This is a genomic window from Pseudomonas sp. PvP027 (assembly GCF_017833005.1).
In the GTDB taxonomy this organism is placed as follows: domain Bacteria; phylum Pseudomonadota; class Gammaproteobacteria; order Pseudomonadales; family Pseudomonadaceae; genus Aquipseudomonas; species Aquipseudomonas congelans.
This window is the reverse complement of record NZ_JAFIBK010000001.1, coordinates 2,633,009-2,649,602: the sequence shown is the minus strand read 5'-3', so window position 1 is coordinate 2,649,602 and position 16,594 is coordinate 2,633,009. Positions and strand designations below refer to the sequence as shown.

The following is a 16,594-nucleotide window of genomic DNA, read 5'->3' as shown; positions in this document are numbered from 1 at the left end:
GAAAGCATGCGTGCCCTGGCTGAATTCATCATGCGCGGCCGTATGCAGGCCACTCTCGTAGTGGCTGGATGTGCGGCATTGCCGCTGTTGTTCTGGTTGAGTGCTGCCGCAGGGTGCCTTGTGCTCCTGCGACGCGGGTTCAGTGATGCCGTTGGCGTCCTGTCCTGGGCTCTGCTGCCGGCCTTGGTCTGGTGGTATTTCGGTGAACCTCGTACAGCCATGGTGCTGGCCGGTTCACTGAGTTTGGCAATGGTTTTGCGTGCCAGCGAGTCCTGGGTCCGCGTGCTGCTGGTCAGCGTGGCGTTGGGTGTGGTGTATGCAGTAATTCTGGGCACGGTTTTTCGCGAACCTCTGGAAGCAATGTCGCAGGAGTTGCAGAAACATCTGCCGACAATGCTGGCCGGGCTCTACGAGCAGTTGAACGTAGAAGAGCGAGCGCGTCTGGGGGCGCTGATTGCACCCGTCCTGAATGGCCTGATAGCGGCTGTGCTGCAAATCGTCAGTGTGCTGTGCCTGATTCTTGGGCGGTACTGGCAAGCGATGATGTACAACCCTGGTGGTTTCGGGCGTGAGTTTCGCGCCGTGAAACTCCCGCTGGTGCCTGCGTTGGTGCTGGTGGTGTGCATGCTGGTGGGGCCGAATTTTGGTCCGCAGATAGCGATGCTTACACCGCTGTGCAGCGTACCGCTGGTCTTTGCGGGCCTGGCCCTGATTCACGGACTGGTCGCTGAAAAGCGTCTGTCCAGGTTCTGGCTGGTGGGGATGTACATCACGCTGCTGGTGTTCATGCAGCTGATTTATCCGTTGCTCGTGGTAATTGCCATTGTCGACAGCCTGATTGATTTTCGCGGTCGCCGGAGCTCGAAAGATTCCGGCAATGGCCCTGCGAACGGTGAAGGTTAAAAGTTAAGAGGATTTCCACATGCAACTGATCCTTCTGGAAAAAGTCGCCAACCTGGGCAACCTGGGCGACAAAGTAAACGTTAAGGCCGGTTACGGTCGTAACTACCTGCTGCCTTACGGCAAAGCAACCGCTGCAACCGCTGCCAACGTGGCTGCGTTTGAAGAGCGTCGTGCCGAGCTGGAAAAACTGGCTGCAGACAAGAAAGCATCTGCCGAAACTCGCGCTGCCCAACTGGCTGAGCTGGAAGTGACTATCACTGCCACCGCTGGTGACGAAGGCAAGCTGTTCGGTTCGATCGGCACCCACGACATCGCTGATGCACTGACCGCCTCTGGCGTTGAAGTTGCAAAAAGCGAAGTTCGTCTGCCGAACGGCACTATCCGCAACGTTGGTGAATTCGACGTAGCCGTGCACCTGCACAGCGACGTAGAAGCAACCGTACGCGTTGTCGTAGTGGCTGCTTAAGCAACACGTAATCGTCTGGTGGCATTGCCGTCAGAGGATTAACATCGGGCACGATCCTGTTCACAGGTCGTGCCCTTTGTCTTTGTGCCATCCCCATTCTGCAAACCTCGAATTGAAGTGGCCATGAACGATATTTCCGCCCCCGAACAATACGATCTGCAAACCGCTGCCCTGAAGGTGCCGCCCCATTCCATCGAGGCCGAACAGGCTGTACTCGGTGGTCTGATGCTGGACAACAACGCCTGGGAGCGGGTGCTCGATCAAGTTTCCGATGGTGATTTCTATCGACATGACCACCGCCTGATATTCCGCGCCATTGCCCGACTGGCCGACCAGAACAGCCCGATTGACGTGGTCACGCTGGCTGAACAACTGGACAAGGAAGGGCAGACCTCGCAAGTGGGCGGCCTGGGCTACCTCAGTGAGCTGGCGAAAAACACGCCTTCTGTCGCCAACATCAAGGCTTACGCGCAGATCGTCCGCGCCCGGGCCACGTTGCGGCAATTGATCGGCATCAGTACCGAAATTGCCGACAGTGCGTTCAACCCCGAAGGCCGGACTGCCGAAGAGATTCTTGACGAGGCTGAACGGCAGATCTTCCAGATCGCCGAAGCGCGCCCCAAGACCGGCGGCCCGGTCAGCGTCAACGACCTGCTGACCAAGGCCATCGACCGTATCGACACGCTGTTCAACAGCGACAACGCCATTACCGGCCTGTCGACCGGGTACACCGATCTCGATGAGAAGACCAGCGGGCTGCAACCCTCCGACCTGATCATCGTGGCCGGACGTCCGTCGATGGGTAAGACCACCTTCGCCATGAACCTGGTCGAGAACGCTGTGCTGCGCAGTGACAAGGTCGTACTGGTCTACTCGCTGGAGATGCCAGGTGAATCGCTGATCATGCGTATGCTGTCCTCGCTGGGGCGCATCGACCAGACCAAGGTGCGGGCGGGCCAGCTTGATGACGATGACTGGCCGCGTCTGACATCGGCGGTCAATCTGCTCAATGACCGCAAACTGTTCATCGACGACACGGCCGGTATCAGCCCCTCGGAAATGCGCGCGCGGACACGGCGGATCGTGCGTGAGCATGGCGACATCGCCATGATCATGATCGACTACCTGCAGTTGATGCAGATCCCCGGCTCCAGCGGTGATAACCGTACCAACGAGATTTCCGAGATCTCGCGCTCGTTGAAAGCGCTGGCCAAGGAATTCAATTGCCCGGTGATTGCCCTGTCGCAGCTCAACCGCTCCCTCGAGCAGCGTCCCAACAAGCGCCCGATCAACTCCGACCTCCGGGAATCCGGAGCGATCGAGCAGGATGCCGACGTGATCATGTTCGTTTACCGGGACGAGGTATACCACCCGGAAACCGAGCACAAGGGCATTGCCGAGATCATCATCGGCAAGCAGCGTAACGGCCCCATCGGCACCACGCGCCTGGCGTTCATCGGCAAATACACGCGCTTCGAGAACCTGGCGCCGGGCAGTTACAACTTCGACGACGACTGAGTTCGGGTCGAGCCCATCAAATCCGACCACCGTGGTCGGACTTGATCAAAAAATGTGCTATATTCCGCGCCCGCGATTTTTCCAACGTGCAAACGTAGGTCCTGAACATGCAATCAGCCAAGCCGTTATTTGACTATCCCAAGTACTGGGCCGAATGTTTCGGACCAGCACCTTTCCTGCCCATGAGCCGGGAAGAAATGGATCTGCTTGGCTGGGATTCCTGCGACATCATTATCGTGACCGGTGATGCGTACGTGGATCACCCGTCTTTCGGCATGGCGATCATCGGTCGTCTGCTCGAGTCCCAGGGCTTTCGGGTCGGGATCATCGCGCAGCCCAACTGGCAGTCCAAAGACGACTTCATGAAGCTCGGCGAGCCGAATCTGTTTTTCGGTGTCGCTGCCGGCAACATGGACTCGATGATCAACCGCTATACCGCGGACAAGAAGATTCGCTCCGATGACGCCTATACCCCTGGCGGCATGGCCGGCAAGCGTCCGGACCGCGCAAGCCTGGTCTACAGCCAGCGCTGCAAGGAAGCCTACAAGCATGTGCCGATCGTGCTGGGCGGTATCGAGGCTTCGCTGCGCCGCATCGCGCACTATGACTACTGGCAGGACAAGGTTCGCAACTCGATCCTGATCGACGCCTGCGCCGACATCCTGCTGTACGGCAATGCCGAGCGTGCGATTGTCGAAGTCGCCCAGCGTTTGTCCTATGGCCACAAGATCGAAGACATCACCGACGTGCGCGGTACGGCGTTCATTCGTCGTGACACGCCGCAGGGCTGGTATGAGGTCGATTCCACGCGTATCGACCGTCCTGGCAAGGTCGACAAGATCATCAACCCGTACGTCAACACCCAGGACACCGAGGCCTGCGCCATCGAGCAGGAAAAAGGCAACGTCGAGGACCCCAACGAAGCCAAGGTGGTGCAGATTCTTGCCAGCCCGCGCATGACCCGCGACAAGACGGTCATCCGCCTGCCGTCGGTGGAAAAAGTCCGTAACGACGCTGTGCTGTATGCCCACGCCAACCGCGTGTTGCACCTGGAAACCAATCCGGGCAACGCTCGCGCACTGGTGCAGAAGCATGGCGAGGTGGACGTCTGGTTCAACCCGCCGCCCATTCCGATGACCACCGAAGAAATGGACTACGTGTTTGGCATGCCTTACGCGCGCGTCCCGCATCCTGCGTACGGCAAGGAAAAGATCCCTGCCTACGACATGATTCGCTTCTCGGTGAACATCATGCGTGGCTGCTTCGGTGGCTGCACCTTCTGCTCGATCACCGAGCACGAAGGGCGGATCATTCAGAACCGCTCTGAAGAGTCGATCATTCGCGAAATCGAAGAAATCCGCGACAAGGTGCCGGGCTTTACCGGGGTCATTTCCGACCTGGGCGGGCCGACCGCGAACATGTATCGCATCGCCTGCAAAAGCCCGGAGATCGAGTCGGCCTGCCGCAAGCCGTCCTGCGTATTCCCGGGCATCTGCCCGAACCTGAATACCGATCACTCGTCGCTGATCCAGCTGTATCGCAGCGCGCGCGCCTTGCCGGGCGTGAAAAAGATCCTGATCGCCTCCGGCCTGCGCTACGACCTTGCGGTCGAGTCGCCGGAGTACGTCAAGGAACTGGTCACCCACCACGTAGGTGGTTACCTGAAGATCGCCCCGGAACACACCGAGGAAGGTCCGCTCAACCAGATGATGAAGCCGGGCATTGGCAGCTATGACAAGTTCAAGCGCATGTTCGAGAAGTACACCAAGGAAGCCGGCAAGGAGCAGTACCTGATTCCTTACTTCATCGCCGCCCACCCGGGCACCACCGATGAAGACATGATGAACCTGGCGCTGTGGCTCAAGGGCAATGGTTTCCGTGCGGACCAGGTGCAGGCGTTCTACCCGTCGCCGATGGCCACTGCCACGGCCATGTACCACTCGGGCAAGAACCCGCTGCGCAAGGTCACCTACAAGAGCGATGCGGTCACCATCGTGAAGAGCGAAGCGCAGCGTCGCCTGCACAAGGCTTTCCTGCGTTATCACGATCCGAAAGGCTGGCCGATGCTGCGTGAGGCACTGGAGCGCATGGGCCGTGCCGATCTGATCGGGCCGGGCAAGGATCAACTGATTCCGCTGCATCAGCCGGCGACTGACAGCTACCAGAGTGCGCGCCGCAAGAACTCGACGCCGGCGGGCAGCCACAAGGTTGCAAAAAATGCCAAGACCACGTTGATCCAGACCCAGCACACCGGCCTGCCGCCACGTGGAAGCGATGGCAGCAAGCCGTGGGACAAGCGCGAAGAGGCCAAGGCTGCCGCAATGGCGCGCAACAAGCAGGCCGCCAAGGAGCGCATGGATGCAGCCAAAGGCAAAGGCACCAAACCGCCCAAGCGCAAGCCAGTGGTGCCACGCTAACGCTCGGCGATAGCGCCGCCTGCTCGTAGAGGGGCGGACGCAGAGCGTCCAGAACGGCATGTCGACGCGGAGCGTCGCACGACAGTTGAGATCATCGTTCCTCACGCTCCAGCGTGGGAATGCCGCTCGTGACGCTCCGCGTCACATCATTCCCGCCGCGCCGCTCTATCCATCAACGGCACACGCCCACGCCGCTCACAATTCTTCACCCCCCATTCGATCCCTCTGCCACACTGTCTGCCTTATTACTGTGCGACCCTTGCACCGTTGGCTTCGGCCGGCACGATTTTGGTGCTGCGCCTGTTCAGGCGGGGAATGCCACTCTCGTTGGCGCACGACTTTGACCGGATGGCATAAGTCTTGCGCGGCTCAATTACCGTTCAGGCTCGCAGGAGGCACGCCGTGTCGATTCATATTGCCTTGCACCATGTCACGCATTATCGCTACGACCGCGCGGTCGAACTGGGTCCTCAGATCGTTCGCCTGCGCCCGGCCGCCCATAGCCGCACACGCGTGCTATCGTATTCGCTGAAAGTCCTGCCTGAAAACCATTTCATCAACTGGCAGCAGGACCCTCAAGGCAATTACCTGGCGCGCCTGGTCTTCCCGGAAAAGACCCATGAGTTTCGCGTCGAAGTCGACCTGGTCGCCGAGATGGCGGTGTTCAATCCGTTCGACTTCTTCCTCGAGCCCTACGCCGAGAACATCCCGTTCACCTACGCCAGCGAAGAGCAGCGCGAGCTGGCGCCGTACCTCGAAAAACTGCCGCTGACCCCGAGATTTCAGGCGTATCTGGACAGCATCAGTCGCGAGCCGATTCCGGCCATCGACTTTCTGGTCGGTCTCAACCAGCGCCTGAGCCAGGACGTCGCTTACCTGATCCGCATGGAACCGGGCGTTCAGACCCCGGAATTCACCCTGGAGAACGCATCGGGCTCGTGCCGTGACTCCGCGTGGCTGCTGGTGCAACTGCTGCGTCATCTGGGCATGGCGGCGCGGTTCGTGTCGGGCTACCTCATTCAGCTCAAGGCCGATGTCGAGGCGCTCGACGGGCCGTCGGGTACGGATGTCGATTTCACCGACCTGCATGCCTGGTGCGAGGTCTATCTGCCAGGCGCGGGCTGGGTCGGGCTGGACGCTACCTCCGGTCTGTTCGCTGGCGAAGGACACATTCCACTGGCATGCAGCCCCGAGCCTTCCTCGGCAGCGCCGATCAGTGGCCTGGTCGAGCCGTGCGAAACCGATTTCAGCCACGAAATGTCGGTCGAGCGCATCTGGGAGGCGCCGCGCGTCACCAAGCCCTACACCGAAGCGCAATGGCAGGACATTCAGGCTCTGGGCCGACAGATCGACGCTGATCTGCTGCGCGACGATGTGCGTTTGACCATGGGCGGTGAGCCGACCTTTGTGTCCATCGACGACCGCGATGGTGCCGAATGGAACACCTCTGCGCTGGGGCCGCGCAAGCGCGAACTGTCCGCCGAGCTGTTCCAGCGCATGCGCGGGCATTACGCGCCGCTGGGCATCGTGCATTTCGGGCAGGGCAAATGGTATCCGGGTGAGCAGTTGCCGCGCTGGTCGCTGAACTGCTTCTGGCGCAAGGACGGCCAGCCGGTGTGGCGCAATAATGCGCTGATCGCCGACGAGACCCGCGACTATGGCGCGACCGGCGAACTGGCGGGGCGTTTTCTGGCTAGTGTAGCCGAGCGTCTTAAGCTGCCGGCCCTCTTCGTTTTCCCGGCTTACGAAGACAATTTCTACTACCTGTGGCGCGAAGGCGCGTTGCCGGTCAACGTCACGGCCGAAGATTCGCGGCTGGGCGATGAGCTGGAGCGTGCACGCCTGCGCAAGGTCTTTGCCCAGGGGTTGGACAAGATGATCGGTCAGGTCCTGCCGCTGGCTCGCAACGCGGAAGGTGACAGCTGGCAGAGTGGCCGCTGGTACCTGCGTGACGAGCATTGCCGTCTGGTGCCAGGGGATTCTGCGCTGGGCTATCGATTGCCGCTGGCGTCGCAGCCTTGGGTGAAGGCGGCGGAATACCCGTTCATTCACCCGACCGACCATAACCAGGACTTCCCCGAACTGGCCGACAGCGATTCGTTGACTTCGGCGCTCAAGTCCACAGACACGGACGCCGAACGCGCGCCGAAGATCGACGAGTCGGCTGACTGGCTGACCCGCACGGCGCTGTGTGCCGAAGCGCGCGAAGGGCGGCTGTATCTGTTCATGCCGCCGCTGCAGAAGCTTGAGGAATACCTTGAGCTGGTGGCCGTGATCGAAGCGACCGCCGAAGAGCTGCAGTGCCCGATCCTGCTGGAAGGCTACGAGCCGCCAAGCGATCCGCGGCTGTGCAATTTCCGGATCACGCCGGACCCTGGCGTGATCGAGGTCAACGTGCAGCCTTCGGCGAGCTGGGACGAGCTGGTCGAGCGCACCGAGTTTCTCTATGAGCAGGCGCGCCTCACGCGTCTGACCACCGAGAAGTTCATGATCGACGGCCGTCATACCGGCACCGGCGGCGGCAACCATTTCGTGCTGGGTGGCGCGACTCCGGCGGATTCGCCATTTCTGCGGCGTCCGGATCTGCTGCGCAGCCTGATCAGCTATTGGCACAACCATCCTTCGCTGTCGTACCTGTTTTCCGGCCTGTTTATCGGCCCGACCTCTCAGGCACCGCGCATCGACGAAGCGCGCAACGACTCGCTCTACGAGATGGAAATCGCTTTTGCGCAGATGCCGGCGCCAGGCGAGGAGGTTGCGCCGTGGGTGGTGGACCGTCTGCTGCGTAACCTGCTGATCGACGTCACCGGCAATACCCACCGCGCCGAATTCTGCATCGACAAGCTTTACTCGCCCGATGGCGCGACCGGACGCCTGGGGCTGCTGGAGCTGCGCGCTTTCGAGATGCCGCCGCATGCACGCATGAGCCTGGCGCAGCAACTGCTGCTGCGCGCGCTGGTGGCGCGCTTCTGGCGTGAACCCTACGCACCCGCGAAGCTGGCGCGCTGGGGCACGCAACTGCACGACCGTTTCATGCTGCCGCACTTCATCGAGCAGGATTTCGCCGACGTGGTCGCCGACCTCAATGCGGCAGGCTACCCGGTGCAGGCCGACTGGTTCTCTGCGCACTTGGAATTCCGCTTTCCGAAAGTGGGCGATTACGCCGTCAACGGTATCGAGCTGGAACTGCGTCAGGCGCTGGAGCCTTGGCATGTCCTGGGTGAAGAGGGCTCGGCCGGCGGCGCGGTGCGCTACGTTGATTCATCGCTGGAGCGTCTGCAAGTGCATATCAGCGGGTTGCCGCCGCAGCGTTATGTGCTGACCTGTAACGGTGTCGCAGTACCTCTGCAGCCGACCGGGCGGGCCGGCGAGTTCGTCGCCGGTGTGCGTTACCGCGCCTGGCAGCCGGCCAACTGCCTGCAACCGACCATCGGCGTGCATGCGCCGCTGGTTTTCGATCTGCTCGACACCTGGATGCACCGCTCGCTGGGTGGCTGCGAGTATCATGTCGCCCATCCGGGCGGCCGTAACTACGAAACCTTGCCGGTCAACGCCAACGAAGCGGAAAGCCGTCGCCTGTCACGTTTCTTCCGCATCGGTCACACCCCGGGCAAACTGGACGTTCCGTCGCTCAACATTAACGACGAGCTGCCGATGACGCTGGATATGCGTCTGCATTAAAAAAACAGTGGCTCTGTGCGTCAGATGCACACGGACGTGACATCTGACTGCACTAATCTGAAGTCCTTACGTTGCCTGCCGAGCCTTCCATGCCCGACCTGCTTGACCACTACCCGCTGTCCGAGGGTACTTACCACGAAATGCTCGACGCCGACGGAGCCGTTCGCCCGCACTGGCGTCGTCTGTACGAGCACATGCGGCGCAGCAGCGCGGCGCAACTGATCCAGCGCCAGGCCCTGCTGACCCGGCAGATTCAGGAAAACGGTGTCACCTATAACGTGTATGCCGACCCCAAGGGCGCTGATCGTCCGTGGGAGCTGGACCTGTTGCCGCACATCATTGCAGCGGACGAATGGCAGCACGTGGCGGCAGGGATTGCCCAGCGTGCACGGCTGCTCAACGCAGTGCTTGCGGACCTTTACGGCCCGCAGACGCTGATCGCCAATGGCCTGCTGCCCGCCGAACTGGTGTTTGGCCACAACAACTTTCTCTGGCCGTGTCAGGGCGTGAAGCCCCCTGAAGGCACGTTCCTGCACATGTACGCCGTCGATCTGGCGCGTACCCCGGACGGGCGCTGGTGGGTCACTGCCGACCGTACCCAGGCGCCCTCGGGTGCCGGTTATGCGCTGGAAAACCGCCAGAGCGTCGCGCGCGCCCTGCCGGAAACCTATCGCGACCTGCAAGTCCGGCACCTGTCGGGTTTCTTTGACGCGCTGCAGCAGACGCTGGCCCGTCAGGCGCCAACCAGCAACGAGGCACCGCTGATCGTCCTGCTGACGCCGGGGCGTTTCAACGAAAGCTACTTCGAACACTTGTACCTGGCGCGGCAACTGGGCTATCCGCTGGTCGAGGGTGGCGATCTGACGGTGCGCGATGCCACGGTCTACCTGAAAACCCTCAGCGGCTTGCGCCGGGTTCACGCCATCATGCGCCGCCTGGACGATGACTTCTGCGATCCACTGGAGTTGCGTACCGATTCTGCGCTGGGAGTGCCGGGGCTGCTTGAGGCCGTGCGTCAGGGCAACGTGCTGGTCGCCAATGCGTTGGGTAGCGGTGTACTGGAGTCGCCGGGGCTGTTGGGCTTTTTGCCGAAGATCAGTCAGTACCTGTTCGGCGAGGACCTGATCCTGCCCTCGGTGGCGACCTGGTGGTGCGGAGAGCCACCGGTGCTGGCCCAGGCGCTGGAAAAACTACCGGATCTGCTGATCAAGCCGGCGTTCCCCTCGCAGCACTTCGCGCCGGTGTTCGGGCGTGATCTGAATGAGGAACAGCGCCTCGCGCTTGCCCAGCGCATGCAGTCGCGGCCCTATGCCTACGTCGCTCAGGAGCTGGCGCAGTTGTCCCATGCTCCGGTGCTGCAGGCCGATGGCACAGGTTTGCAGCCGCGCGCCATCGGCATGCGCGTGTATGCAGTGGCCAGCCTCGACGGCTATCGCGTGCTGCCGGGCGGCCTGACCCGAGTGGCCGCCGAAGCCGATGCCGACGTGGTTTCGATGCAGCGTGGCGGGGCAAGCAAGGACACCTGGGTGCTGGGCGAGCGCTCGCACCTCGGCGAGCCGTGGAAGGGCCAGCGTAAGCTGGGTGTCTACGACCTGATCCGTCGCGACCCTTATCTGCCGTCACGAGTGGTGGAAAACCTGTTCTGGTTTGGACGTTACTGCGAGCGCTGCGACGACAGTGCACGCCTGCTGCGCATCATGCTGACGCGCTACGTCGACGATGATGACCCTCTCGCGCTGCAAGCCGCCGTTGCGCTGGCCGAGAGCCTGGGCATGCTGCCCGAGGCGCAGGAGGGCGAAGAGCTGAAGGATCGTCTGCTCGTCGCGCTGCTGGGGGACGAGTGGCCGTTCAGCCTGCGCGCCAATTTGCAGCGTCTGCAGTGGGCGGCCTCGCAAGTGCGCGGCAAGTTATCCAAGGAAAACTGGCAGGCGCTGGTCGAATTGCAGCGCGAAGCCTTGAGCCTGGAAAGCGAAGAGCCGGATTTCGGCGAACTGCTGGATTTTCTCAACCGTCTGGTGATGTCGCTGGCGGCGCTGTCCGGTTTTGCGCTGGACGACATGACCCGCGACGAAGGCTGGAATTTCCTGATGATCGGGCGACGGATCGAGCGCCTGAAGTTTCTCAGCACCAGTCTGTCGGCGTTTTTGCGCGGGCTGGTGGTTTTCGAGCGCGCCGGGCTGGAGTGGTTGCTGGAGCTGGGCAACAGCAGCATCACCTATCGCTCGCGTTACATGGCGGTGCCGCACCTGATTCCGGTGCTGGACCTGTTGCTGCTCGACGAGCAGAACCCGCATGCGGTGCTGTTTCAGCTCAAGCTGGTGCAGCGCTCGTTGCGCCGTCTCAACGACGAGTTCGATGCGCCACGCGACAGCAGCCTTGCAGTGCTGTCGCAGCGTCTTGCCGCGTTCGACCTGGGCAGCCTGGAGAATCCGTTGTTTGGCCAGAGCAGTATCGACGCCGTGCTCGACGGGCTGGCGGATTTGCTGCAAAGCATTGGTGACAGCAGCGGACAGGCGTCCGATCGCCTGGCGTTGCGTCATTTTGCCCATGTCGATGATGTTAGCCAACGCACGGTGTCTGTCTGATGAGCGCTTTCTACCAGATTTTCCATGACACGCATTACAAGTACGACAGCCCGGTTTCGCTGGCCCAGCAATTGGCGCATCTGTGGCCGCGCAGCAGTCCCTGGCAGCGTTGCACCGAGCAGGCGCTGGAGATTCTCCCTGAACCCACCACGCGTCGCGATGAGCTGGATGTATTCGGCAACCCGCTGACCCGTCTGGCCTTCGAGCGTCCGCACGATGAGTTGCAGGTCAATGCGCGGTTGCGTATCGAGGTTATGGAGAAGCCGTTTCTGGATTTCAATCTGTCGCCGGAATGGGAGGTGACCCGCAGTGCGCTGACGTACAGCGCCAAGCCGATGACGGAGGATATTCTGGAGGCCTGTCGCTATCGCTTCGAATCCCCCTACGTGCACTTGAAGCGCTCGTTCGTCGAGTTCTCGCAGGTCTGTTTCCCGCCGGGACGCCCGTTGTTGCTGTGCGTACAGGCGTTGATGGAGAAGATTTTCGACGAGTTCACCTTCGATGAAGAGGCCACTCAGGTCGCCACGCCGCTGGTGGAGGTGCTGGAGCGGCGGCGGGGCGTGTGTCAGGACTTCGCCCATTTGATGCTCGCGTGTCTGCGCTCCCGTGGCCTGGCGGCGCGTTATGTGAGCGGCTATCTGCTCACCCAGCCGCCACCGGGCCAGCCCCGGCTGATTGGTGCCGATGCTTCGCATGCCTGGGTCTCGGTATTCTGTCCGGCGTCTGGCTGGGTCGACTTCGACCCCACCAACAATGTGCAGCCTGCGCTGGAGCACATCAGCCTGGCCTGGGGGCGTGATTTCTCCGATGTCTCGCCGTTGCGTGGCGTGATTCTGGGCGGCGGCACGCATGATCCGGAGGTACGGGTCACGGTGATGCCGGTCAGCGGCTAATTACCTGTTGCCGTGAATCGTTCTTCAAAAGGGCGCTCTGTCGCGAGCGTCCACGGGACCATTTGACGCACGTCCTTGGAACCCGGGCCCTCATCGGGCACTCTCTTCTTACGTCATTTTTACGTTAATCAAGTCCTGCCCTGGAGATTCAAATGATTCGCAAGCTTGTAGCGATTTCGCTGTTGTCATTGGCCAGTGGCCAGTTACTGGCTGCCGAGTGCTCGGCCACAGTCGATTCGACCGATCAAATGATGTACGACACCAAAGCCATTGAGATCGACAAGAGCTGCAAGGAATTCACCGTCAACCTGACTCACTCCGGCAGCTTGCCGAAGAATGTCATGGGCCATAACTGGGTGCTGGGCAAAAAGGCCGATACCCAGGCAATCGTCACTGACGGCATGGCGGCGGGTATCGACAAGGAGTATTTGAAGCCGGACGACAGCCGTGTCATCGCCCACACCAAAGTCATCGGTGCTGGCGAAAAGGATTCGGTGACGTTTGACGTGTCGAAGCTCGACCCTGCACAGGAATACCAGTTCTTCTGCACATTCCCCGGGCACATCAGCATGATGAAAGGCGCTGTGACCCTCAAGTAACGACAGGTCCCCGGAGCGTCTGAGAGTATCGTTCCTCACGCTCCGCGTGGGAATGCCGTTCGTGACGCTCTGCGTCACAGATCTGAGCCGCTGCGCAGATTCAGGATCGGACGCGGAGCGTCCAGAACTGCATGCCGACGCAGAGCGTCGGCACGATAGCCAGCAATGAGCGTTACAAATCCGTGCCGCGCAGATCACTCAAGGCGCGTAAGGCAGTTCGCGCTTGTGCTGGGTCTTGGCGTAGGTTTCGCAAATGATCCGGAACGCTTCCTCGCGTACCGGCTCGCCGTGCAGGAAGGCGTCGATCTCGGCGTAGGTCACGCCGTGCGAGGCTTCGTCCGGTTTGCCGGGGGACAGGTCTTCCAGGTCCGCAGTCGGTACTTTCTCAACCAGTGATTCAGGAGCGCCGAAATGGCGGGCGATGGCGCGTACCTGGTTTTTCACCAGACCGCTCAATGGCGCCAGGTCGCAGGCGCCGTCGCCGAACTTGGTGAAGAAGCCCATTACCGCTTCGGCCGCATGATCAGTGCCGATCACCAGCCCATGATAGGCCCCGGCGACGGTATATTGCGCAACCATGCGCATGCGCGCCTTGGTGTTGCCGAGCACGAAATCCACCGAGGTCGCTGGAAGCCCGTCGAAGGCCTTGACCTCGGCGGCCAAGGCTTTGACGCTGCTGCCGATGTTGATGGTATGGCGCTCGTCCGGCTCGATGAAGTCGACCGAGGCCTGGGCTTCGTGCTCATCGGCCTGCACCACATAGGGCAGGCGCACCGCGATGAAGCGATAGGCGTTGTCACCCGTGCTTTCACGCAGCTCCTTGACCGCGCGCTGGGCGAGCAGACCGGCCGTCAGCGAGTCGACCCCGCCGCTGATGCCGAGCACCAGCGTCTTGAGCCGTGCGTTCTGCAGGCACTCCTTGATGAAGTTGACGCGGCGGGCGACCTCGGCCTGCAGCGCGTTCTGGTCCGCGAAAGGTGGCTGGACCTTGAGCTGTTCAGCAATCTGGCGCTGTACGGCGTGCATGATTCACTCCTCGTAGATAGGACAATTCAAGCGGGTTTTTCCGGGCTCGGCAAATCCGGCACCTTGAACACATGCCGCAGGTAGGCGACAAAGTTCGGGTCCTTGCACTGCGTCTTGCCGGGCTCGTCAGAGATTTTCGCCACGGCCTGACCGGCGCACGCGGTCATTTTCAAGACCATGTTCATGGGCGCGATGCCGGGGATGTCCGCGGTCAGGTTGGTGCCGATACCGAAGCTGACATTGATGCGTCCGCGCAATGCACGAAAGATATCGAGCGCCTTGGGCAGGTTCAGCCCATCGGAAAACACCAGAGTCTTGCTCATTGGGTCGATACCGAGCTTCTGGTAATGCGAGATGCATTTTTCGGCCCACTTCACCGGGTCGCCCGAATCATGGCGCAAACCGTCGAACAGCTTGGCGAAGTACAGATCGAAGTCGTTCAGGAACGCATCGGTGGTGATGCAGTCGGTCAGCGCGATCCCCAGCAGGCCGCGATATTCGCGGACCCAGCAATCGAGTGCGGCAATCTGACTGTCGATCAGGCGCGGTCCCAACTGCTGATGCGCCATGATCCATTCGTGGGCCATGGTACCCAAGGGCTTCAGGTCCAGTTGACGGGCCAGATGAACGTTGCTGGTGCCGACGAACTGGCCTGGGAAGTCGTTTTTCAGGACGCCAAGCATTTCTTCCTGCACGCGGTAGGAAAACCGCCGGCGCGTGCCGAAGTCCGCCACTTTCAGCTCGGCCAGTTCATCCGTCGTGGCATGCGTGGTCAGCCATTCGAACTTGTCATACAGACGATCACGCGCCTGGCTGAGCAGGGTGTCCGGGTAACGATGCCTGTTGCGCACTTCGCTGACGATGGCCAGCAGCGGCACTTCAAAGAGGATGACGTGCAGCCACGGTCCGTGCAGGCGAATGCACAGTTCGTCATTCTCGATGGTGGTTTTCACGTAGCGGGTATTGAAGCGGAACAGCCCGAGAAAGCGCAGGAAATCCGGTTTGATGAACGTGATGCGCTCCAGAAAAGCCAGGTGTTCGGGGCTCAGCGACAGCTCGCACAACAGCTCGATCTGGTGCTTGATTTCATCCAGATAGGGGCGAAGGTCCTCGCCGTTGCGGCAACGGAACTCCCACTCGACGTCCACGTTGGGGTAGTTGTGCAGGACGGCCTGCATCATGGTCAGCTTGTAGAAATCGGTATCGAGCAGGCTTTGCACGATGCGATTGGAAAAGGCGCTCTCGCTCATTGAATCAGGCTCTCCAGAGCAGCCGGATAAAGTGGGGCGCGTGACTTCCTGTCTGTCACCATGGAAGGCTCACGGCCGGATGGGTGTGCATTGTCGCCCTTAAGCGGGGGGTTGATCCAACTGTTCCAGCATCCACTGCAGAAAAACCCGGATTTTGGGTACGTCGGCGGTGTGTTCCGGATAGGACAGGTAGTAGGCGCTGTTAGTGCTGGGCAATGCGTAATCCCAGGCAATCACCAGTTTGCCTTCGGCCAGTTCCTCCTCGACCAGAAAGCGTGGCAGCAGCGCAACGCCACAGCCGACCTGAGCCGCGCGGATGCACATATAGAAGGTTTCAAAGCGCGGACCGTGATAGCTGTGGTCGGTGTGATAGCCCTGGCTCTCGAACCATTCATGCCAGGCTTCGGGGCGGAAGGCATTCTGCAGCAGGACCAGTTCGCTCAGTTGGGTCGGGTCGCTGAGCGGCTCGTCGGGCAGGCTTTCGGGAGCACACACCGCTACCAGTTCCTCGCCGAACAGCTTCACGCTTTCTGCACCGGGCATCGCGGCCTGGCCGAAATAGAACGACACGTCGCAGCGGCCCTTGATCAGGTCATCGGATTCCTGTTCGTTGAGCAGGTCCAGGTGAATATGCGGGTGACGCAGGCGCCAGCCCTTGAGGCGCGGCACCAGCCAGCGGGCGCCAAACGTCGACGGGGTGGAAACCCGCAGCACTTCGGTTTCTCCGCCATAGGAGCGCAGAAAGTGGGTGGACATCTCGATCTGGGTCAGGATCTTGCGCACTTCGGCCAGATACAGCGCCCCGGCCGGGGTCAGTTGCAGACGGCGGCGCACGCGCTGAAACAGCAGGTGCTGAACCAGCTCTTCGAGTTGCGCGACCTGTTTGCTGACGGCGCTCTGGGTCAGGTTGAGTTCTTCAGCAGCGCGCGTGAAGCTCAGGTGCCGGGTCACTGCCTCAAAGCATTGCAATGCGGCTATCGAGGGCAGATGACGTTTGTTCAGCATGATGACTTCTCTGTTTGCGGCGCGCGGGGGCTGGCGTAAGCAATATGAATAATCGGAATGATATCTCGCTTAAAGGTTGTTTGTCGGGTGTCTGCAGGGAGGTTATTACTGGCGGCGCGTGACGCGCGTTTCAGAATCGAGCGATGTCTGCGGCAGGTCTCGTTTAATCCGCTAGCCTCAAATGGTGCGTCTCGTAGCGTTCGCGCACCGGGCGTGTGCAATTCGGTGACGTGTGCTGTTACAGGTGGGTT

At 61.1% G+C, this 16,594-nt stretch carries 11 protein-coding genes; 8 read left to right on the top strand and 3 right to left on the bottom strand.

Going from position 1 to position 16,594, the window contains the following annotated elements:
- Positions 1-6 precede the first annotated feature (6 nt).
- The 8 genes from JOE33_RS11155 (at position 7) to azu (ending at position 13,062) form a co-directional block, all read left to right on the top strand.
- Complete coding sequence (locus JOE33_RS11155) at positions 7-903, top strand: hypothetical protein (protein ID WP_003422339.1); 897 nt, start codon at positions 7-9, stop codon at positions 901-903.
- A gap of 19 nt (positions 904-922) precedes the next feature.
- The gene (gene rplI, locus JOE33_RS11150; protein WP_003317208.1) at positions 923-1,369 is read left to right on the top strand and encodes a 50S ribosomal protein L9; all 447 of its coding nucleotides are present in this window, start codon (positions 923-925) and stop codon (positions 1,367-1,369) included.
- A gap of 123 nt (positions 1,370-1,492) precedes the next feature.
- On the top strand, positions 1,493-2,887 hold the full coding sequence (gene dnaB / locus JOE33_RS11145) for a replicative DNA helicase (RefSeq protein WP_003317209.1): 1,395 nt from the start codon (positions 1,493-1,495) through the stop codon (positions 2,885-2,887).
- A 107-nt stretch (positions 2,888-2,994) separates the two neighbouring features.
- Positions 2,995-5,304, top strand: a complete 2,310-nt coding sequence (locus tag JOE33_RS11140; protein ID WP_025990818.1) for a YgiQ family radical SAM protein — start codon at positions 2,995-2,997, stop codon at positions 5,302-5,304.
- A gap of 402 nt (positions 5,305-5,706) precedes the next feature.
- The gene (locus tag JOE33_RS11135; RefSeq protein ID WP_187625060.1) at positions 5,707-8,985 is read left to right on the top strand and encodes a transglutaminase family protein; all 3,279 of its coding nucleotides are present in this window, start codon (positions 5,707-5,709) and stop codon (positions 8,983-8,985) included.
- Between the two features lie 89 nt (positions 8,986-9,074).
- Positions 9,075-11,570, top strand: a complete 2,496-nt coding sequence (locus JOE33_RS11130) for a circularly permuted type 2 ATP-grasp protein (RefSeq protein WP_054994384.1) — start codon at positions 9,075-9,077, stop codon at positions 11,568-11,570.
- Positions 11,570-12,463: a transglutaminase family protein gene (locus tag JOE33_RS11125; RefSeq protein ID WP_010427806.1), complete on the top strand. Its 894-nt coding sequence runs from the start codon at positions 11,570-11,572 to the stop codon at positions 12,461-12,463. The genes JOE33_RS11130 and JOE33_RS11125 overlap by 1 nt, the downstream gene beginning before the upstream one ends.
- Positions 12,464-12,615: 152 nt before the next feature.
- The gene (gene azu, locus JOE33_RS11120; RefSeq protein ID WP_010427807.1) at positions 12,616-13,062 is read left to right on the top strand and encodes an azurin; all 447 of its coding nucleotides are present in this window, start codon (positions 12,616-12,618) and stop codon (positions 13,060-13,062) included.
- A 198-nt stretch (positions 13,063-13,260) separates the two neighbouring features.
- Here the strand turns inward: azu and nadE are convergent, their stop codons facing one another.
- The 3 genes from nadE to JOE33_RS11105 all read right to left on the bottom strand — a co-directional run bounded on the left by nadE (position 13,261) and on the right by JOE33_RS11105 (position 16,343).
- Positions 13,261-14,088, bottom strand: coding sequence for an ammonia-dependent NAD(+) synthetase (gene nadE / locus JOE33_RS11115; protein ID WP_003317217.1), 828 nt, complete (start codon positions 14,086-14,088; stop codon positions 13,261-13,263).
- Positions 14,089-14,114: 26 nt separating this feature from the next.
- Positions 14,115-15,338 (bottom strand): nicotinate phosphoribosyltransferase, encoded by a 1,224-nt coding sequence (pncB, locus tag JOE33_RS11110; protein WP_010427809.1) that lies wholly within the window; start codon positions 15,336-15,338, stop codon positions 14,115-14,117.
- 99 nt (positions 15,339-15,437) lie between these two features.
- The gene (locus JOE33_RS11105) at positions 15,438-16,343 is read right to left on the bottom strand and encodes a LysR substrate-binding domain-containing protein (RefSeq protein WP_054994385.1); all 906 of its coding nucleotides are present in this window, start codon (positions 16,341-16,343) and stop codon (positions 15,438-15,440) included.
- Positions 16,344-16,594: the final 251 nt, after the last annotated feature.